The sequence below is a fragment of the Bacillus sp. EE-W1 genome, assembly GCF_009760835.1.
Classification (GTDB): Bacteria; Bacillota; Bacilli; order Bacillales; family Bacillaceae_G; genus Bacillus_A; species Bacillus_A wiedmannii.
Window position 1 is genome coordinate 26388 of the sequence record NZ_WIPE01000076.1, and the last position, 18867, is coordinate 45254.

An 18867-nucleotide genomic window follows, 5' to 3' on the forward strand; every position below is an offset into this window, starting at 1 on the left:
TAATTTCGTATTTTATTAGATTACTTTCGCTTCTGTATGGAGCAACGATACAAGTTCTTTTACTTGATCTTGCAGCTCGCCTTGTAACACTTTTCCTGCATCTTTCTTAGGAGGCAAATAGATTTCAATTGTTTTTGTCTTTGCTTCCACATCATCTTCTTCTAAATCTAAATCATCTAATTCTACTTCTTCTAGTGGCTTTTTCTTCGCTTTCATAATACCTGGAAGCGATGGATAACGAGGTTCATTTAAACCTTGTTGTGCTGTTACTAAAACTGGTAATGAAGTTTCAATCACTTCCGTATCACCTTCAACATCACGCTCAATCTTCACGTTTGTACCGTCAATTTCAAGTTTTGTAATTGTCGTTACGTACGGAATATTTAACGCTTCTGCTACGCGTGGACCAACTTGTCCAGATGCACCATCAATTGCAACGTTCCCGCCTAAAATTAAATCTACATCTTTATCTTTTAAATATTCAGCAAGTACTTTTGCTGTCGTGAACTGGTCACCATTTTCCACATCATCTTCAATATTAATTAATACAGCTTTATCGCAGCCCATCGCTAATGCCGTACGAAGTTCTTTCTCACTATCTTCGCCACCGACTGTTACAACAGTAACTTCGCCACCTTGTGCGTCTCTTACTTGAATTGCTTCTTCAATCGCATATTCGTCGTAAGGGTTGATGATGAATTCCGCTTCGCCATCGTAAATTGCACCGTTTTTAATTACGATTTTTTCTTCTGTATCAAATGTTCGTTTCATGAGTACGTAGATGTTCATTCCATTTACCCCCTTGTTTTTCAGAAAGATTCTATCAATTTTAATTTTCTGTTAATTTATATTAAAAAAATAATTGAACTACCTGCCACTAAATGAAGGCTTACGTTTTTCTAAAAACGCTGCTACACCTTCTCTTCCATCTTCACCCGTAAATACTTCACCAAAGATTTGAGCTTCGCGTTGTACACCTTCATAATAATGAGACGATTTCGTCGTTTGCAATAACTCTAGTACAGCACGAGTCGTCGCTGGGCTTTTTCCAGCAATCTGTTTTGCAACTTTAAGCGTATCATCTAAAAATGTTTCTTCAGCAAAAACTCCGTTAACAAGTCCCCATTTTAATGCTTCTGCACCAGTAATCGGTGTACTTGTTAACATCATTTCACAAGCTTTCGCTTTCCCAACATAACGTGGTAATCGCTGTGTACCTGCAAATCCAGGAATTAATCCAAGTGTTAATTCAGGTAAACCAAGTTTTGCACTTTCAGTTGCAAAGCGCATGTGGCAAGACATAGCAAACTCAAGGCCGCCGCCAAGTGCCGCTCCATGAATTGCCGCGATAACTGGTTTTGAACATTTTTCAACACGCTCAAACGTAACTTGTCCAAGCTGCGCTAATTCTGTCGCTTGCTTCGCTTCAGTAACAGATGTAAATTCTTTAATATCTGCTCCCGCCGAGAAGAAGCGCCCTTCACCGTGAATAACAACAACACGAATGTTATCATCCTTCTCCACTTGATCAATTAATTCAGTAACGTCATGCATAACTTGTGAAGACATCGCGTTTGCCGGCGCATGATTTAACGTCGCCACCGCGATATGATCTTCAACTCTTACAGATAGGAATTTCAACATGATCCCTCCCATTATTGACGATAACCACAAGCTGCAATAAGTAGCCCATGTACCGTTTTTGAAAGTGCGACCAGATCATACTTATGATCGCTCATTACCCAATTGGTCACAACTTCATCTACTGTTCCAAAGATCATTTGTCTTGCCACGCGAACATTTAAATCCGCTTGGAATTCACCTTGCCTTATACCTGTCTCTAAAATCTCATCCATAACTTGTAAGTAGCCTTTTAATACTTCATTTATTTTTAGGCGTAAGTCTTGATTGGACTGTCTTAGCTCTAATTGCGTAACGATAGCAAGAGGATCATTTTGTGATAACAGCAAGAAGTGCGTTTCTACCAACATGAATAACTTCGATACAGCGCTTTCAATTCCTGCTGTTTTTTGACGAATTGTTTCGACAAAATCTCCCATCTTCTCTTGGAATAAGGATATTAATATATCTTCTTTATTTTTAAAATATAAATAAATCGTGCCATCAGCTACCCCAGCTTGCTTTGCTATTTTAGAAACTTGCGCTTGGTGGTACCCATTCTCCGCAATCACAATGACTGCCGCATCAATAATTTGATTGTATTTCGGTCTATTTTTCTTCACTTTACTGTCCCCTTCAAGAAGATGACTGAATGAATAGTCATTCATATTCTTATAATACTGACTATTTAGAAAAGTGTCAATCCTATTTTTTCAAAAAGAAAGGGCCTTAGCCCGTTTGCTCATCCTCATTTTTTCTTTTCTCTTCATCTATTAGGACACGGCGTAAAATTTTTCCGACTGTCGTTTTCGGCAGTTCATCTCTAAACTCATATACTTTCGGCACTTTATAAGCCGCTAAATATTTACGCGCAAACTGGTTTAATTCTTCCTCAGAACACTCCGCACCTTCTTTTAACACAACAAATGCTTTAACTGTCTCTCCCCGGTACGGATCGGGAACTCCAATCGTCACTACTTCTTGCACTTTTTCATGCTCATATAATACTTCTTCTACTTCGCGAGGATACACATTAAATCCACTCGCAACAATCATATCTTTCTTACGGTCTTTCACATAGAAAAATCCATCTTCATCCATGTAACCAACATCCCCTGTATGAAGCCACCCGTCTTGTAATACAGCTGCTGTTTCTTCTGGCTTATTCCAATACCCTTTCATAATTTGAGGACCCTTTACAACAATTTCACCAATTTCACCCGGAGGTAAAGCCTCTCCAGTTTCAAGTGACATAATGTTTGCCTCTGTATCTGGCCACGGCACACCAATACTTCCTGGCACGCGTTTTTCCCACAAAAAATTTCCATGTGTAACTGGCGACGACTCCGTTAATCCATAACCTTCTACCAATTTCCCACCTGTAACTCTCTCAAACTCTTCCTGTACTTCTACAGGAAGCGGGGCAGATCCACTAATACAAGCTTGAATAGAAGAAATATCATATTCTTTTAAGAGGGGACTATTTAATAGAGCAATATAAATGGTCGGTGCCCCTGGAAATAGTGTGACTTTATGTTTTTTTATCGCTTCAAAAACCATTTTCATATCAAACTTCGGAATCAGCACCATTTTATATCCTTGCATAATACTTAAATTCATTACAGCTGTCATCCCATACACATGAAAGAACGGAAGGACACCAAGAATTACTTCTTCCCCTTCTTTACAATTATATAGCCAATGAGCTCCCATTAAAGTGTTCGAAACAAGGTTTTTATGCGTCAACATAACGCCTTTCGGAAATCCAGTTGTTCCTCCTGTGTACTGTAAAAGGGCTAGATCATTTTCAGGATCACAAGGAACTTCAACATTAACATTACTTTCTCTTTCTACTGATTTCCATAGATGAATCGTTTCGCTTTCCGACACATTCACAACAAGATTTGCCTGCTTTTTTTGTACAAATGGATAAAGTAAATTTTTAGGGAAGGGTAAAAAGTCCGCAATCCGAGTTACGATAATATGTTCAATTTTTGTAGCAGATTGAATATTCGTTACTCTTGGAAACACTAAATCGAGACAAAGAATTACTTTTGCTCCCGAGTCATGAAGCTGGTATTCTAATTCTCTTTCTGTATATAGTGGATTTGTTTGTACTACGATACCTCCCGCAAGTAATGTACCATAATAACCAATTACAGATTGCGGACAGTTCGGTAACATAATAGCAACTCGATCACCCTTTTCCACACCGAGTTTTTGAAGATAATTTGCAAACCTCTTCACCTTATCGTGGAAGTCTGAAAATGTAATATCCTTCCCTAAAAAGTGAAGCGCTTTCTTTTCTGGATAGCGTGAAGCCACCTGTTCCACATATCCATGAAGCGGCTGAATATCATAAGAAATCGTACTTGGAATTTCTCCTGGATAACTTTTCAACCATGGTTTTTCCACCTTCATTCCCCCTCCAAATACATAAAAATAAATGAATGTTCATTCATGATGGTTGGTTTCATTATATTATAGTCGCCATAACGTTACAATCATAATATTCTGACTTTTATATAACTATGCTTCACTCCATTAACTTCTTATTATATGTATAAACTCTCCTAATCTTAAAAGAATAAGAGAGTTATTATTTAGCTTAACCTTATTATCGTTAACACAGCTCCTGGTGTAGTTGTTGATAACGTTGCAACAGCTACCAAACCAAATAGTTGCAAACTAATGGCACTTCCAGCCGCAAGAGTCGTAATAATTGTTGCACTAAATGATGTAGTTGCTAACGCAGGAGAATTGATCGTTCCAGCAAGAGGTGCACCATTAATTGTAATCCGCGAACTGACTAATAATGAAGCCGTTATATTAATCGTATATGAAATATAATAATTCCCCGCATTTGCAGCCGTAAATACTGTATTCCCCCCAGAAACAGTAATACCTGGACCAATATTTTGATTATTCGGAAGCGGGACATTCGTTCCACCAAGAAGTACCGATATCGCTGTTCCCGACGTATTATTTGCAAAAGCGTATGTTGCCGTTATACTTGTGCCAGTTGCCCCCGTGTCTCCTGTTGGACCTGTTACTCCTGTCGCTCCTGTTACTCCTGTTGGACCTGTTGCTCCTGTTGGGCCTGTTATTCCCGTTGCTCCTGTTGGACCTGTTACTCCTGTTACTCCCGTCGCTCCTGTTACTCCCGTCGCTCCTGTTGGACCTGTTACTCCTGTCGGACCTGTTGGGCCCAGCTTAGGAACTGTCCCATCACAACTAAAACAGCAAGAATCAACATGTACACCATTTTGATTATTACACTCACAATACCCATTTATATTATTGCGCCATGAAGACATGTTGACCACTTCCTTCACATTCAATCTTTTAAGTACAATCGCCGAGTTAAAAAACATCTATTTAAATAACAAAGAAATACTTTACCTAGTCGGGATAAACACAGATTTATTCCATACATTCTAGTAATTATTACATGCGATTTGCTCTCCTTTTGCTTGTACTTTCGCCTTCTTGCTCAAATGAAGTTCTTTTTTTCATTCTGCATATACATATAAACTTCAATCCAATTGGTGTATTCATCGGCGGACTACTTGCAGTTGAAATTTTCCTTTTTTTCATGGAAATTAGGATTTAGCTCAATAGCCCTTGCTTTAATAGAAATCGGCATTTCAGCTCTCAGCTCAACAATTATTCAACTCTTTATCGTTAACACAAATTTGAACGTTGCTGTACTTGGAGCGCCTTATTTCTTATAGTTGATGAGGAAGAAGAGTGGGAAGAAGCCTCCTTTTTTATTCGTTCTTATAAGATCAAAAGGAAACTATCTTTTTTTCACGAATGTAACCTATGAACATAACGAGGAGGGATAACATGTATCAAACTATTGAAGGCTTCTTGCAATCATGGACATACGAGGCTGAGTCTACTCAGAAGATGCTCGATGCATTAACAGATGAATCTTTGTCAAAAGAAATTGCACCTGGGCACTGGACGTTAGGCAGAGTTGCTTGGCATATCGTGACGGCAATTCCAGTTATATTATCTGGTACGGGACTTAAATTTGAAGGAGAAACAAAAGATTATCCTGTTCCACCTTCAGCTAAAACAATTTCAGATGGGTATCGTAAAGTGAACGCAGCTTTTGTTGATGCACTTCAAGGCGAATGGACTGATAAAGACTTAGCTACTATTAATGACTTCTTTGGTCGTCCTATGCCGAATTCTATATTTTTAATGACACTCATTAATCATCAAAATCACCACCGCGGACAAATGACTGTTTTAATGCGCCAAGCTGGCTTAACCGTCCCTGGCGTATATGGTCCTGCAAAAGAAGAATGGGCCGCGGCTGGAATGGAAGCTCCTAAAATGTAACAATAAAAAAAGACAAGTTGTTTACACATCTTGTCTTTTTCTGTAACTTGTTTCATGTGAAACTATTTTTGCTAAATGGTTGTTTTATGGAAAAAATACGTTAAAATGAATACATATTATGAGGAGGGGCAACCAAATTGAATACAAAAAATAAAAAAATAGCTATGGGAACTATTTTACTAACTTCTATTATCGGAGTTATCAGTGTGTCTCTTTATTGTACAAGTTATGGTACCCCTTGGGGAAAACAAACAGCAGTTACGGAATCAAAAGAATATATTACAAAATACTTTAATCTAGATGCGGAAGTCAAAAATACTTCTTACGATGCTAAAATGAATAGCTATGCAATCTCCTTTGAAACAAGTAAAGACGGAGAGTTTACTACCGAATATAAAAGTCCTAATAACTTTAATATTTCTCCAGGAGTACAAGCATATTTAAGCAAACACTCCAAATTTACAGAGTAGTAACAAAGCATACATATACAAAAAAAGAGTTGCTGTAACGTCAACTCTTTTTTTATTCTTGTCATACAGTTATATCTTCCTTCTCTATATTTTTAATTCCGTAACATGCAATCACAACTCCAATTGCTGCCAATGCTAGTTGAAGAGGAAGGAAAGTTGCTACAGAAAACGTAGTGCTATTCATTGCAATTGATACAACGATAAGGGATGAAACAATTGTAGTTGGCACTGAACGTTTACGCATTCCGAAATATAGTGGGATTAAACTTATTCCCGCAGTTGCAACGGCTAAAGGAACAAGGTTTATCCCTTCTTGCATCAATTGATCTACTGTGAATGAATTAGGAAGAATTGAAAAATAGCTATCTACCCCAAAGAACATTCCTACTACTAAAATATTAGATAAAATAACTGTTATAAATGTTAATGTTGCTGTAATAACCAACTTACTAACCATCATTTTCTTTCGGTTAATTGGATAAGAAAACATAAGTAGTATTGTTTTGTTTTTATATTCACTAATTATTAACCTTGCGATTAACACACTACCAAAAATAATAAATGTTGCTCTTACTAATGTACTAGCCATTAACAAAACCATCTGTGGATCTCTTATTTCTGGATCTCCTTCTATTTGAGAAACGATGCTCGTAAAGATCAGTAATGCCAGTATAGCGATATTTGCAATAATCGCTCCCCTCACATACCATCCAATCTTAAATTTCTTCAGTTCTAGCTTCATAAGACGTAGCATAATAGTCCTCCTTTCATTTACATTTTAATCGATATAAATTACCCCTGTTTTACTTAAAATCTCCACTTTGTTTTTTGCATCACCAATCGTTCCTGCTTTTATCTTTTCTGTATTTTTATCTTTCTTAAGTCCTTTTAAATCTATCATTACGTCAGACGAATTACTTTTAGCCGTAAGTTTCAATGAAGCTGGAACACCTTTATATCTTACGCCAATATCTCCTGACTTTGTTTCTACAAATAATGATTTTCCTTCTTTCATATCTTTCAGTAATACTTCACCGGATGTTGAAGTGATGTTCATATTTTCGTTTTTTATATTTCTCACATAATTATCGCCAGTAGTAGAAGTTATATTTACTTCTTGTAATGAACTATCTTTTAACATTAAATCTCCGCTTTCGGATGTAAATTCACCCTTCTCTGCCGATAGTCCTACAACCATTCCATCTCCAGACTCACTTTTTGTCACAATATTTTTCACTTCTATATCCCTTATTTTCACATCACCCGATTTATTATTTAATACAATTTTATCTATTTCTTTCTTCGGAACAACTATAGATATACTATTTTTCTTCCTAAACGTAAAACCATTAAAGAATCTGGTCGCCTTTTGTTTTTGCTTAACTATAACTTTATTCCCTTCATGTTCTATTTCGACAGGATCTATCTCTTCATCCACTTGTTTACCTTGAGCCAAAATCACTATTTTGTTAGCATCTGTACCTTTAAATTCAATATCCCAGTCTTCATTGTTCACTTCTATTTCTTTTATATGATTTATCTCAAAAGACTTTTCTTTCTTAAAATCTTTCCCCTGAAATACCTTAAAGCCAAAAACCACACTAGCAATTGTCAAAAATAATATTGCAATTACTATTATTTTTTTCACCATTCATACCCCAGTTCGTTTTTGTTTTAGGCTTGCTTCACGCCACATCGATCTTGTCGATTTTACGAAACGATAGATAACTAATGAAAATCCCTAATAAACAGAGCACTATTGGGATAGCTATAAAATCAAACATACTTACTTGATTGCTTTCAGCCCCAACGTTACCACTAATCAGCATACCAATTATTACAGCCGAAGTAATTGTTGTCGGTGTTGATTTCTTTCTCATCCCAAAAAATAAAGAAATTAAACTTATACCAGATATCATAAATGCACTTATAATAGTAGCTGGAACGATAGCTATTATTTCACCTATCGTAGCTGGCGTTTCAATCAGTCCCATCATTGGACTCACAAAATATACGAGCAAACTAATAATAAAAGTAGCAATAATCGTGCTCACAAAACAAAAACAAAAAACAATTGTTAATTTCGCTCTCATTAACATTTTCCTTTGCAGTGGGTACATAAATGATAGTTGTATCGTTTTGTTCTTATACTCATCAATTACTAAACGTGATAAAATGACCGAACTAAAAATAATGAATGTTATCCTAATAAAAATATTTGCTAAAGCCATGTTCTGTGTGAAGTCAGAGAAGAGCACGTCTCCCTCAGCTTTCATTCCCCATGCCATAAGGCTTACTGCAGCGAAAATTGCTATAATACAAATTGCTACACTTTTAAAGTAACTAGATAATCGATGCTTTTTCCACTCAAGCTTCATTAATCTAAGCATACAAACCACTCCTCCATCCTTTATATAACTATCTCTACGCTGCTAACATTCTAATTCCAGCCGTAACTACGCTTACTATTCCTATCACTAGTACAATTAACAACCATTTCCGCTCTGGTTTTCTATAATATAAAATCCCACTTATGAACATTACAATCAATCCACTTACTAGATTCACTAACAATCCATTAAGCATGAATGCCCTCTCCATCCATTACATTTAAGAAATATTCTTCTAAGGAACTATGTTTCTTATTAATACTTTCAATTTCTACATCGTTCATAATAAGTGCTTTTGAAATGGCTTGCTGTGTCGCCGCCAATTCATACACACGAATCATATTTCCACTCATTATTTTGTAATTTTTTATACCGAGTTTATCTTCTAAAATATAAGCTGCACGCTTCACATCAAGAACAGTAATTTCAATGTACTCTGTTTGTTTTCCGTTAATACTCTTCATTGAAACTTCTTTTATTAGTTTTCCATTTTGAATTACACCAATTGTATCCGCCATTTGTTCCATCTCGCCTAAAATATGACTAGAGACTAATAACGTAATACCATATTCTTTGCAGAGCATTTTAAATAAGTCTCGTAATTCTTTAATACCAATTGGATCTAAGCCGTTAATAGGTTCATCTAAAATGAGTAATTCTGGCTTTGTCATGATTGCCCTTGCAATACCAAGTCGTTGCTTCATACCTAATGAAAAATCTTTTACTTTTTTATCATCTATACCGTGCAATTTCACTAAATTTAAAGCATGATCAATTGCGTTCTTGTCGTAATACCCCATATATTCACAATGTAATTCTAAGTTTTCCTTCGCCGTTAATTTATCATAAAAGATTGGATATTCGATAATTGTCCCCATGCGCTTTAACAATTCATAAGATGTATCCGTTAACTTCTCACCAAAAATTTCAATATCACCGCTCGTCGGTTTTATTAAATTTGTAATCATTTTCATAATCGTTGTTTTACCTGCACCATTCGGTCCTAAGAAACCGTATATCTCTCCTTTTTTCACATGCATGTTGACGCTAGAAATAACTTCTTTCCCTTTAAACACTTTCGTTAACTGATTCGTTTTTAATATATATGTCATGTCACTGTCTCCTTTCGCACTACCTTATACTTCTATAATAGACAACGGAAATCTCTTTTTTCTTACCCGTTCCTTACAAATTCCTTACGCTGAAAAAAGCTTGTAGAATCTACTTCTCTACAAGCTAAAACAGCATCTTTTTTAATACAACTGTAAAAATCGTTTTTTTATATGGCTTACTAGAAAGGTTAATTTTTCCATCCATCGCTTCCACAAGCCGTTTCGTAATCGTTAACCCTAAACCGCTCCCTTGGTACAATCTATTTCTTGAATCTTCAAGTGTGTACATACGCTCAAACACTTTATCAATATGAGATTCATCAATTCCTTTCCCTGTATCCCATACATCTATATACACACTCGTTTCATCATCTCTTAACCTCACACCAAGTGTCTTTCCATCGTCTCCATATGTAATTGCATTTGATATTAAATTATTCAATACTCTACCTAATACTTCTACATTTCCAAGTGCATATATATTTCTTTCTGGTATATCAATATGAACTTGAAACCCTTTCGCCGTCACTAAATCATAAAAAGATAAAATCTTCTCACGACAAACTTCATTCATATTTACTTTTGTCATCTCGATTGCCTTGTCACCAGATTCTAATTTTGCTAAATCAAAAAACTTATGAATCAATTCCATTACTTCTAGTGTTTTTACATGCACCTTTTCAAGTAATATTTGCTGTTCTTCTTTACTCATCGCTTTATCCTTATTTAACATTTCTGTATATCCAAGAATAACTGTTAGTGGCGTCTTTAAATCATGTGAAATATTTGAAAGCATTTTTCTCATCGAAATTTCTACTTTTGCATGATCTGCATTCGTTTTCTGTTTTGCAGCTAGTAATTGATTAATTGCCACTAATAATTTTTGTAATTGTAGATTATCTGTCATAACGAGTAACTTCTCGCCTGTTTGTTCATTTACAATACTTTCTAGCTTTTCATATGTGTATCGTAAATTTTTGCTACTGTTTTTTCTCATTTTATACTGTATGTAAATGACACATAACAATGTAAAAATAATACCTATTAACAAATTGACCATATTACATCACTTCCAACTTATAGCCGATGCCCCATAACGTTTTAATATACTCTGGATTAGATGGATCACTTTCAATTTTCTCGCGCAATCTTCTCATATGAACATTTATAACATTATCATCACCGTAATACTCTTCGTTCCAAACTAACGTATATATTTGCGCTTTCGTAAATACACGATTTTGATTCTTTACGAATAGCTTTAAAATCTCAAATTCTTTTAAAGTAAGTTTGAGCGGCTTTCCGTTTTTTTCAACCGTAAAATTAATTGGATTAATTGCTAAATCACCAATTTGAATCATCTTTTCTGTTGTTTCTGTAGCTGAATATTTCGTAGACCTCCGAATACCCGCTTTTACACGTGCAGCCAATTCAATCATAGAAAACGGCTTACAAATGTAATCATCTGCTCCAAGTCCTAATCCAACAGCTTTATCAACATCTGTATCTTTTGCCGACATCATTAAAATCGGAACGGCACTTTTTTCCCGAATGATTCGCACAACCTCTAAGCCATCTAGCTTTGGCATCATAATGTCGAGGATAACTAAATCAAAGGATGATTTAAAAAATGCTTGCACCCCTTCTTCTCCGTCAGACGCGATTGTAACTTGAAAACCTTCCTTTATTAAATACTTTTCCACCATCTCTTGAATTGAAATATCATCTTCAACTAATAAAATATGATGTGACATATGTCTATCCCCTTTTTTACAAACATTAACATTTCAATTGTATCGTAACGAATGAATACTGGAAAGAATTATATGAATTTTCAAACCAACTTCCCTTCCTTCCTTAACAATGATATGATAAAATTCACTACTATTGTTCATAATTAACTTTATATAAAGGAGACTTATCATGTCAGAAAACAAAAAAGTAAGCTTAGCTGATTTAATGCGTGAACAACTTGCAAAGAAAAAGCAAGGAAATGGAAATGGTGCAAATAATACAAATCAAAGCCAAGCAACGAAAAAATTACAAAACCAACAAACGAAGAAAACAAACAACCAACGTAGACGTACAGGTGTATAAATGAACGGACAAAAACGTTCTAATATCGCACCCGGTCTTGAAGTTGATATTGTATTAAAACAAGATCAACGCACCGGTAAATTAACACGTGGAATTGTAAAAGATATTTTAACAAACTCCCCTTCCCACCCTCATGGCATTAAAGTACGATTGCAGGACGGGCAAGTCGGTAGAGTACAAAATATCGTTCAATAAGAAAAGGAGCTCAAATAAACTCGAGCTCCTTTTTCTTTATTACCCTTTAATTTTCTCAATGAAAACTACTTTTAAATAGTCTCCTTCTTTGAATTGATCAATGGTACGAAAATCTTCTGGTAAAGAATGTTCTTCTAATATTTTATATTTGCCATTCATTTCTTTAAATGCCGTATCGATAAATCCTTTAAACTTTTTCATATCAAATGCGCTACAGTTTGTAGAAGCAACGATAATCCCGTTATTTTCTGTAATCGCAATTGTTTCTTTTAGTAAGTTTTTATAATCTTTCGCTGCACTAAATGTATATTTTTTTGAGCGTGCAAAACTTGGAGGATCAAGTACGACCATATCAAATTTCATCTTTTTCTTAGCTGCATATTTGAAGTAAAGAAATACATCTTCTACAATAATATCTTGCGCTTCATAATCAACTTCATTTACACTAAACTGCTCAATCGTTTTACTTAAACTACGATTTGCAAGGTCGACACTCGTCGTTTTACTCGCTCCGCCAAGCGCTGCAAATACAGAGAAAGCACCTGTATAAGAGAACATATTTAATACTGTTCTCCCCTTTGCATATTTATCACGAATTTGTTTTCGAACGTTACGCTGATCTAAAAATACACCAACCATCGCTCCGTCATTTAAATAAACAGCAAAGTTCACACCGTTCTCTTTTACGATAAGCGGGAACTCACCGCGTACTCCTGCTACGAAATCATCGCCTTCAATGTATTTCCCTTTCGTATCAAAACGCTTTTTCTCATAAATACCTTTAAAGTTTGCTACTTTTTGAAGAGCTGCTATAATCTCATCTCTGAAAGTATAAATCCCTTCACTATACCAACTTACTACATAATAGCCGTCATAATAATCAATAATTAAGCCTCCAAGACCATCACCTTCACCATTTAGGGCACGGAGTGCTGTCGTATCACTTGATTTGTAAAATTGCTTTCGTTTATGTAAGGCAGATTTTATTTTACTTTCAAAGAAAGATTGATTAATTTGTTCACTCTCTTTTCTCGTTAAAATCCAGCCGTATCCTTTATTTTGTTTTCCATAATAACCTTTTCCGACAAAATTGTTCTTCTCATCTACTACTTTAATGATTGTTCCTTCTTCCTGAACATCATTTAAATTTTGAATCGCATCTTTTAAAATAAGCGGATATCCACTTTTAATTTCTTTTATAAATTTCGGTTTTATTTTTACAGTTACTTCTGATCGCATATAATAACTTCCTTTCCATTTGCATGCTTTCTCTATAGGAAGCATTTAAAAAACGAGCCTGAAAAAACAGCCTCGTTTCACTATACCATATTATTGCTTTGCTAGTACAACTCGCTCATTCCCTCACTTAACCGCCACATATTTACTACATTTTGAAATGGAAATCTTACTGTCCAAAATAATCAAAAAACTTATTTATTTCACATTTACCATTGACATTGATAATGATTTTCATTATCATTTAATGTATATGAGTTCTCGAAAATAAAGGCTACATTTATAGGAGGAATAAAACATGATTATTGTTACAAATACAGCTAAAATTACAAAGGGAAATGGACATAAATTAATTGAGCGTTTTAATAAAGTAGGTCAAGTCGAAACGATGCCAGGCTTTTTAGGATTAGAAGTTCTTTTAACGCAAAATACAGTTGATTATGATGAAGTAACAATTAGCACACGCTGGAATGCAAAAGAAGATTTCCAAGGTTGGACGAAGAGCTCAGCATTTAAAGATGCTCATTCACATCAAGGTGGGATGCCAGAATATATTCTTGATAATAAAATCACTTACTACAATGTTGAAGTTGTACGTATGCCAATGGCTGCAGCACAGTAAACATATTTCTTTTTTAAAGTATAGAATATGAGAAGCGTTACCACTTCTCATATTCTATACTTTTTTTACTATCTCTTTACTAGTTTCGCATGCACGACTAACCTTCCTGCTTCCGGATCAAGTGCATAGTCACACGTCGAAAGTGTTACGATTTGATCACTCGCTGTCAATTTTGTATCCGTTTTGTACAGCGATTTTTCTTGAATTTTCTCCAAAAACGATGTGTATTCCGTATCATTGCTAAAATCCGTTTCAATGTAATAAAAATCAGTTGTTGTTGTATACACCGAGAACACTTCAAGATCATATCCTTCAAATAATGTATCGTAATATAATTTACGATGCGACATGAAGAACTCTTCATCTAACATTTTCTTTAAACTTCCAAACATAGAACCATCTTTCATACGGTGACCATATAAAATAGTATTTCGATTTTGAGATTTCACATCATTACGATAGTCCATAAAAATGCTGCCTGCTCTCATATCTTCACCTTTATAATTACGAAATAAATAGTAATCATTGTCTTTCGCCTGAACGATTGGATAATTAATTTGTGTATCATCCATCGTAATCCATCCAACTATTTCTTGGTTAATTTGCTGCAGAGCTTTGAACTGTTTACGTACTTCCCCGTCTTGTGATTGCTCTTCCATCGGACTCTTTTCATAAATGTTTTGTGCTTCGGCCATTACTTTACGATTTTCATAGTAATCCATGAAAATATCACCTAATTCATATACTGAATAGAAAAAGGTACCTAAAAAAACAACTGTAAGTATTCGTTGAAAAAAAGAATTCTTCTTCCGTTCTTTTTTACTACTCAAATCATCACCTCAAAACGGATTGTTCGCATATTTAAATACCCGTTGGGACCATATACAACCCTGTATCTTCATCTTGCTTTACAACGACATCTACACCGTATATCGTCTTTATCATACTTTCTGTCACAACATCATTCGGCTTACCTTTCGTAACAATTTCGCCGTCTTTCATAACAATAATATGATCACTATAGCGAATCGCCTGATTGATATCATGTAATACCATAACGATCGTCAATCCATGTACTTCATTTAACTCTTTTACTAGCTCTAATATTTCAAGTTGATAATAAATATCTAAATATGTTGTCGGTTCATCTAAAAAGAGCATTGGTGTTTTCTGAGCTAACGTCATGGCAATCCAAACACGTTGTCTTTCTCCACCAGATAAGGCGTGAATCTCTTTATCACGTTTACTTAGCAAATTCGTACATGCTAAAGCCCTTTCGATTGCTTCTCTATCTTCATCAGTTTGCGAGGAAAAAATATTTTTATGAGGCATACGACCATAACTTGTTAATTTCTCTACCGTCATGTCTGCCGGTGCTTCATTTTGTTGATGGACAACGGCTAACTTTCTAGCAAACTCTTTCGGTTTATATTGACTAATCGCCTTCCCATCGAGTATTATCTCTCCGCTACGAGGGTCGTGATTTCTTGACATCACACCAAGTAATGTCGATTTCCCGCAACCGTTTGGACCAATAATTGTTGTAATTTTACCAATTTCTATTTCACTACTAACCGACTTTAATCGATCCGTTACATTATCATACGAAAAGGTTACATTTTTAATTTCCATGAACTTTATCACTCTTTCTAAGCAAGAATATTAAGAATGGGCCACCAATCACTGCCATAATCGTCGCTGCTGGAATTTCGTTAGGTGGCACAATTAACCTTCCAATCGTATCCGCCGTCAAAATTAATAACGCTCCTGCAAGAGCAGAAAATGGAATTAATACTTTATGATCCGAACCGACTAGTTGTCTTGAAATGTGCGGAACGAGTAATCCTACGAAAGCAATAACACCTGCAATTGCTGTTGATACTGCTGCTAAAAGTACTGCAATAGCAGAAATAATAAGACGAACTCTCGTCACGTGCAAACCTAAGTTTTTCGCAGTCTTATCTTGTAGCGATAATAAGTTACACCAAGCTCCTACAAACAGAGCAAGAATAAGACCAATCGTTCCATATGTAACCATTATTTCTACATCGTCCCACGTCTTCATCGTTATGTTAGAAGTCGTCGTTTGCTTAATACTCTTAATGAAGTATCCGCAAATCGTAATGAACGATTCATTTAATCCAGTGAACATTGCATTAATAGCTATACCAACTAAAATAATGCGAAGCGGACTTAACCCTGACTTCCATGAAAATGCATAAACGAGATAACATGCAAACGCACCACCTAAAAAGGCGAATACTGGTGTCCAGAAAAAGAATTGCGGGAATAGCGTAATAATAACAAGTGTCATAAAACTTGCTCCAGAAGATATCCCGATTACCCCAGCATCAGCAAGTGGATTTTTCATAACAGCTTGAAAAAGCACACCTGAAACGGCCAGAGCTGCTCCAGTAAATAGTGCAATAATAATACGTGGGAAACGTAAATCTTTAATCACTTCAACATCTTCATTTCCCCCTGTAAATATCCCTTGCACAAGCTCAACAATACCTATTTCTAAACTCCCTTTCATCGCTGACAATGATGTCATAACAATAAGCAATGCAGTAACAATGAGGAAACTCCAAGTTTTTTTATTCATTCCACTCTTCCTTTATATTAAAATGCATCACGGATACATCATTTTTTTCAATTCATCTAACGCTTCCATTGCTGCTAAATTACCTGTCGTCCCAAATAAGCGCTCTTCTAAATCGTAAACACGGTTATTTTTAACGGCAACGAAATGTTTCCAAATATCATTTGTTTTAAATTCTTTATCAAACATTTTCACAACTTCATCAGGCATACCATGAGCTGCTCGTAAAATAATATCTGGATCAGCTTTTTTTAAATACTCTGTATTAGAAGCTAAATACTCTACTTGTTCACCTTGCGCAATATTTTTGCCACCTAGTTGTTTCACTAGATCTCCAATATAAGAATGCTCTGTTGCTACTAAATAACTCCCTGGTACACCTAATAAAATAAGCACTGTCGGTTCTTTCTTTCCCTTTACTGCTTTTTTAATCTCTGCAACCTTGTTATCTAACTTCGTTACAACTGCTTCAGCCTGCTTTTCACGTCCATATTGCTTACCTAAATCGCTAATGGAATTTTGCATATTTTTCAAGCTTGTTAAATCTAAAAAATTTGCTTTCGTGCCCACACCATCAAAAACTGGCTTTAATTCATATTCAAGTGTTGTCACGGATAATACTTCTGACGGCTTTAATGACTTTACCTTTTCCATATCAGGACTCATCGGATTCCCGACTTCAGGTAAACCTTTATATCTCTTTGGTAAATCTTTCGTACTTGTTGGAATACCAATTAAATCTACTTCTAACGCATCCATAATTTCAGTAACAGCAACTGTCGTTGCAACAATTCTCTCTTTACTCTCACTCTTTACCTGTTTTGCTGCTTCTTTTTTGGGCGCCGAGCATCCAGCTATACTCACTAATAGAATGATAGCCATTAGTACACTAGCAATTTTCTTCACTCTCAATCACCACTCCTTTCCAAACAATATGAAACAAGTCTTGATGCATGCGAACATGCATCAAGACTCCAAAAATTACAATCTTCCTGCTCTATATTTACGAACTAGTAAAGCAAGTGACCCAAGCAATAGCACCATGTATAAACCTAGTTGTGCTGTATCTGCCGTTTTTGAGTTTTTCTCTTTTTTTGAATCATTTTTTTGATCTTCTTTTTTCTTCTTATCATCTGCATTTCGGTTAAAATCAGGATTATCTACTTTTTTTACATTATCTACTTTCGGTGTAATCACTGGATTGTTCGGATTATTTTTTGGATCCTCTTTAATCGTGCCTAACACACCAATATTATTTGTATCAAATTGAATTTGGACATCGTAGAAATGATGGTAGTTCATTTCGTTGATATCAACTTTTACTTTTGCATTTAATTTTGCAAATAAATCACTTACTTCAAATTGCACTACTCTCCTATTTGCATTTTTATCTTCGCTTACTACTTTCGCATCAGCAAAAAGACTGTTATTTTCCGTTTGGAATTTTGTAATCCATGCACTATTTTTCAACGTCATCTCAATGTACTTTTTACCATCTTTAACGATTAATTTTGCTGGGTGTACAGTATAGTCATGCATCTTTGAAAGCTCATTTGTTTTATCTTTTAACACTTTAAATGGAATATCATATTGACCATCCACTAAATTTCTTGGATCAACTATTACTTTTGGCTTACTATTTCCGCCTTGGTTGTTGTTTCCACCTTGGTTATCGTTTCCGCCTTGGTTATCGTTTCCGCCTTGGTTGTCGTTTTCGCCTTGGTTACCTAAAACTTTAATACTATCTTGATCAAATACAAATTGAACATCGTAGAAATGGTGATAATTCATCGCATCAATATCTACTTTTACTTTTGCGTTTAATTTTTTAGATAAATCATCTACTTCTAACTCTACTACTTTTGTATTTTGCTCTTTATTCTCACTTAATACTTTTGCATTAACAAAAGAACTATTCTTCTCAAACTCAAACTTTGTAATCCATGCACTATTCGTTAATGTAAACGATACATACTTCTTACCATCTTTCACTTTTAGTACAGCTGGACTCTTTGTATATGTGTTCATCATTGAAATTTCTTCTGTTTGATCTTTTAGAACTTTGAAGCCAATGCTGTATTCACCATCTTTAAGGGCTTTTGGATCAATGGTTGCGTTGTTACCTTGGTTGTTGTTTCCACCTTGGTTATTGTTTCCGCCTTGGTTATTG

General features: G+C 35.3%; 23 protein-coding genes. 5 read left to right on the plus strand and 18 right to left on the minus strand.

Features of this window, described 5'->3' with window-relative positions; genetic code table 11:
* Window positions 1-15: 15 nt before the first annotated feature.
* The 5 genes from etfB to GFJ36_RS23310 all read right to left on the minus strand — a co-directional run bounded on the left by etfB (window position 16) and on the right by GFJ36_RS23310 (window position 4937).
* Entirely contained in the window at window positions 16-789 is a 774-nt protein-coding gene (gene etfB, locus GFJ36_RS23290; protein WP_001029035.1) for an electron transfer flavoprotein subunit beta, read from the minus strand.
* Window positions 790-867: 78 nt separating this feature from the next.
* A complete protein-coding gene (locus GFJ36_RS23295; RefSeq protein ID WP_000911294.1) occupies window positions 868-1644 on the minus strand; it encodes an enoyl-CoA hydratase in 777 nt (258 codons plus the stop codon).
* An 11-nt stretch (window positions 1645-1655) separates the two neighbouring features.
* Window positions 1656-2243 (minus strand): TetR/AcrR family transcriptional regulator, encoded by a 588-nt coding sequence (locus GFJ36_RS23300; RefSeq protein ID WP_088064524.1) that lies wholly within the window; start codon window positions 2241-2243, stop codon window positions 1656-1658.
* 106 nt (window positions 2244-2349) lie between these two features.
* Entirely contained in the window at window positions 2350-4035 is a 1686-nt protein-coding gene (locus GFJ36_RS23305) for a long-chain-fatty-acid--CoA ligase (RefSeq protein WP_142314805.1), read from the minus strand.
* Window positions 4036-4223: 188 nt separating this feature from the next.
* Window positions 4224-4937 (minus strand): BclA C-terminal domain-containing protein, encoded by a 714-nt coding sequence (locus GFJ36_RS23310; protein WP_157349743.1) that lies wholly within the window; start codon window positions 4935-4937, stop codon window positions 4224-4226.
* Between the two features lie 532 nt (window positions 4938-5469).
* Here GFJ36_RS23310 and GFJ36_RS23315 point away from each other — a divergent pair.
* Both GFJ36_RS23315 and GFJ36_RS23320 read left to right on the plus strand, forming a co-directional pair.
* A complete protein-coding gene (locus GFJ36_RS23315) occupies window positions 5470-5973 on the plus strand; it encodes a DinB family protein (RefSeq protein ID WP_088064526.1) in 504 nt (167 codons plus the stop codon).
* Between the two features lie 137 nt (window positions 5974-6110).
* Complete coding sequence (locus GFJ36_RS23320) at window positions 6111-6443, plus strand: YfjL-like protein (RefSeq protein ID WP_097889223.1); 333 nt, start codon at window positions 6111-6113, stop codon at window positions 6441-6443.
* Between the two features lie 61 nt (window positions 6444-6504).
* Here GFJ36_RS23320 and GFJ36_RS23325 read toward each other — a convergent pair whose 3' ends face one another.
* The 7 genes from GFJ36_RS23325 to GFJ36_RS23350 form a co-directional block, all read right to left on the minus strand.
* Window positions 6505-7197: an ABC transporter permease gene (locus GFJ36_RS23325; protein WP_088064527.1), complete on the minus strand. Its 693-nt coding sequence runs from the start codon at window positions 7195-7197 to the stop codon at window positions 6505-6507.
* Between the two features lie 24 nt (window positions 7198-7221).
* On the minus strand, window positions 7222-8094 hold the full coding sequence (locus GFJ36_RS23330; RefSeq protein WP_141542732.1) for a DUF4097 family beta strand repeat-containing protein: 873 nt from the start codon (window positions 8092-8094) through the stop codon (window positions 7222-7224).
* 34 nt (window positions 8095-8128) lie between these two features.
* Complete coding sequence (locus tag GFJ36_RS23335) at window positions 8129-8833, minus strand: ABC transporter permease (RefSeq protein WP_097889222.1); 705 nt, start codon at window positions 8831-8833, stop codon at window positions 8129-8131.
* A gap of 34 nt (window positions 8834-8867) precedes the next feature.
* Window positions 8868-9029 carry a hypothetical protein gene (locus GFJ36_RS29225; RefSeq protein ID WP_176546134.1) on the minus strand — a complete coding sequence of 54 codons (162 nt, stop codon included), beginning with the start codon at window positions 9027-9029 and terminating at the stop codon, window positions 8868-8870.
* Complete coding sequence (locus GFJ36_RS23340) at window positions 9022-9945, minus strand: ABC transporter ATP-binding protein (RefSeq protein WP_088064530.1); 924 nt, start codon at window positions 9943-9945, stop codon at window positions 9022-9024. The genes GFJ36_RS29225 and GFJ36_RS23340 overlap by 8 nt, the downstream gene beginning before the upstream one ends.
* Window positions 9946-10069: 124 nt before the next feature.
* On the minus strand, window positions 10070-11005 hold the full coding sequence (locus GFJ36_RS23345; protein ID WP_097889221.1) for a sensor histidine kinase: 936 nt from the start codon (window positions 11003-11005) through the stop codon (window positions 10070-10072).
* A gap of 1 nt (window position 11006) precedes the next feature.
* The gene (locus tag GFJ36_RS23350) at window positions 11007-11699 is read right to left on the minus strand and encodes a response regulator transcription factor (RefSeq protein WP_088610296.1); all 693 of its coding nucleotides are present in this window, start codon (window positions 11697-11699) and stop codon (window positions 11007-11009) included.
* A 169-nt stretch (window positions 11700-11868) separates the two neighbouring features.
* Between GFJ36_RS23350 and GFJ36_RS29230 the strand changes: the two genes are divergently transcribed.
* Window positions 11869-12042 carry a hypothetical protein gene (locus tag GFJ36_RS29230; protein ID WP_048544295.1) on the plus strand — a complete coding sequence of 58 codons (174 nt, stop codon included), beginning with the start codon at window positions 11869-11871 and terminating at the stop codon, window positions 12040-12042.
* A complete protein-coding gene (locus tag GFJ36_RS23355) occupies window positions 12043-12237 on the plus strand; it encodes a YwbE family protein (RefSeq protein ID WP_001014310.1) in 195 nt (64 codons plus the stop codon).
* Window positions 12238-12276: 39 nt separating this feature from the next.
* Here GFJ36_RS23355 and GFJ36_RS23360 read toward each other — a convergent pair whose 3' ends face one another.
* A complete protein-coding gene (locus GFJ36_RS23360; RefSeq protein ID WP_157349744.1) occupies window positions 12277-13476 on the minus strand; it encodes a class I SAM-dependent rRNA methyltransferase in 1200 nt (399 codons plus the stop codon).
* 295 nt (window positions 13477-13771) lie between these two features.
* Here GFJ36_RS23360 and isdG point away from each other — a divergent pair, with 295 nt between their 5' ends.
* The gene (isdG, locus tag GFJ36_RS23365) at window positions 13772-14095 is read left to right on the plus strand and encodes a heme oxygenase (RefSeq protein WP_000587825.1); all 324 of its coding nucleotides are present in this window, start codon (window positions 13772-13774) and stop codon (window positions 14093-14095) included.
* A gap of 68 nt (window positions 14096-14163) precedes the next feature.
* Here the strand turns inward: isdG and srtB are convergent, their stop codons facing one another.
* From srtB to GFJ36_RS23390, 5 genes are all read right to left on the minus strand, one after another.
* The gene (gene srtB / locus GFJ36_RS23370) at window positions 14164-14925 is read right to left on the minus strand and encodes a class B sortase (RefSeq protein WP_088064532.1); all 762 of its coding nucleotides are present in this window, start codon (window positions 14923-14925) and stop codon (window positions 14164-14166) included.
* 31 nt (window positions 14926-14956) lie between these two features.
* Window positions 14957-15727, minus strand: coding sequence for an ABC transporter ATP-binding protein (locus tag GFJ36_RS23375; protein WP_157349745.1), 771 nt, complete (start codon window positions 15725-15727; stop codon window positions 14957-14959).
* Entirely contained in the window at window positions 15717-16700 is a 984-nt protein-coding gene (locus tag GFJ36_RS23380) for a FecCD family ABC transporter permease (RefSeq protein WP_087985361.1), read from the minus strand. The genes GFJ36_RS23375 and GFJ36_RS23380 overlap by 11 nt, the downstream gene beginning before the upstream one ends.
* A 27-nt stretch (window positions 16701-16727) precedes the next feature.
* The gene (gene isdE / locus GFJ36_RS23385; protein WP_088064533.1) at window positions 16728-17603 is read right to left on the minus strand and encodes a heme ABC transporter substrate-binding protein IsdE; all 876 of its coding nucleotides are present in this window, start codon (window positions 17601-17603) and stop codon (window positions 16728-16730) included.
* A gap of 75 nt (window positions 17604-17678) precedes the next feature.
* Window positions 17679-18867: NEAT domain-containing protein (locus tag GFJ36_RS23390; protein ID WP_157349746.1), on the minus strand; the 1189-nt coding region annotated here is incomplete at its 5' end.

Coding starts and splice junctions, on each gene's coding strand:
- GFJ36_RS23330 (WP_141542732.1), bottom strand. CDS start 8,094: ATGGTGAAAAAAATAATAGTAATTGCAATATTATTTTTGACAATTGCT.
- GFJ36_RS23355 (WP_001014310.1), top strand. CDS start 12,043: ATGAACGGACAAAAACGTTCTAATATCGCACCCGGTCTTGAAGTTGAT.
- GFJ36_RS23315 (WP_088064526.1), top strand. CDS start 5,470: ATGTATCAAACTATTGAAGGCTTCTTGCAATCATGGACATACGAGGCT.
- GFJ36_RS29225 (WP_176546134.1), bottom strand. CDS start 9,029: ATGCTTAATGGATTGTTAGTGAATCTAGTAAGTGGATTGATTGTAATG.
- GFJ36_RS23310 (WP_157349743.1), bottom strand. CDS start 4,937: ATGTCTTCATGGCGCAATAATATAAATGGGTATTGTGAGTGTAATAAT.
- GFJ36_RS23295 (WP_000911294.1), bottom strand. CDS start 1,644: ATGTTGAAATTCCTATCTGTAAGAGTTGAAGATCATATCGCGGTGGCG.
- GFJ36_RS23345 (WP_097889221.1), bottom strand. CDS start 11,005: ATGGTCAATTTGTTAATAGGTATTATTTTTACATTGTTATGTGTCATT.
- GFJ36_RS23325 (WP_088064527.1), bottom strand. CDS start 7,197: ATGCTACGTCTTATGAAGCTAGAACTGAAGAAATTTAAGATTGGATGG.
- GFJ36_RS23380 (WP_087985361.1), bottom strand. CDS start 16,700: ATGAATAAAAAAACTTGGAGTTTCCTCATTGTTACTGCATTGCTTATT.
- isdG (WP_000587825.1), top strand. CDS start 13,772: ATGATTATTGTTACAAATACAGCTAAAATTACAAAGGGAAATGGACAT.
- GFJ36_RS23360 (WP_157349744.1), bottom strand. CDS start 13,476: ATGCGATCAGAAGTAACTGTAAAAATAAAACCGAAATTTATAAAAGAA.
- GFJ36_RS23335 (WP_097889222.1), bottom strand. CDS start 8,833: ATGCTTAGATTAATGAAGCTTGAGTGGAAAAAGCATCGATTATCTAGT.
- GFJ36_RS23350 (WP_088610296.1), bottom strand. CDS start 11,699: ATGTCACATCATATTTTATTAGTTGAAGATGATATTTCAATTCAAGAG.
- etfB (WP_001029035.1), bottom strand. CDS start 789: ATGAACATCTACGTACTCATGAAACGAACATTTGATACAGAAGAAAAA.
- GFJ36_RS29230 (WP_048544295.1), top strand. CDS start 11,869: ATGTCAGAAAACAAAAAAGTAAGCTTAGCTGATTTAATGCGTGAACAA.
- GFJ36_RS23340 (WP_088064530.1), bottom strand. CDS start 9,945: ATGACATATATATTAAAAACGAATCAGTTAACGAAAGTGTTTAAAGGG.
- GFJ36_RS23375 (WP_157349745.1), bottom strand. CDS start 15,727: ATGGAAATTAAAAATGTAACCTTTTCGTATGATAATGTAACGGATCGA.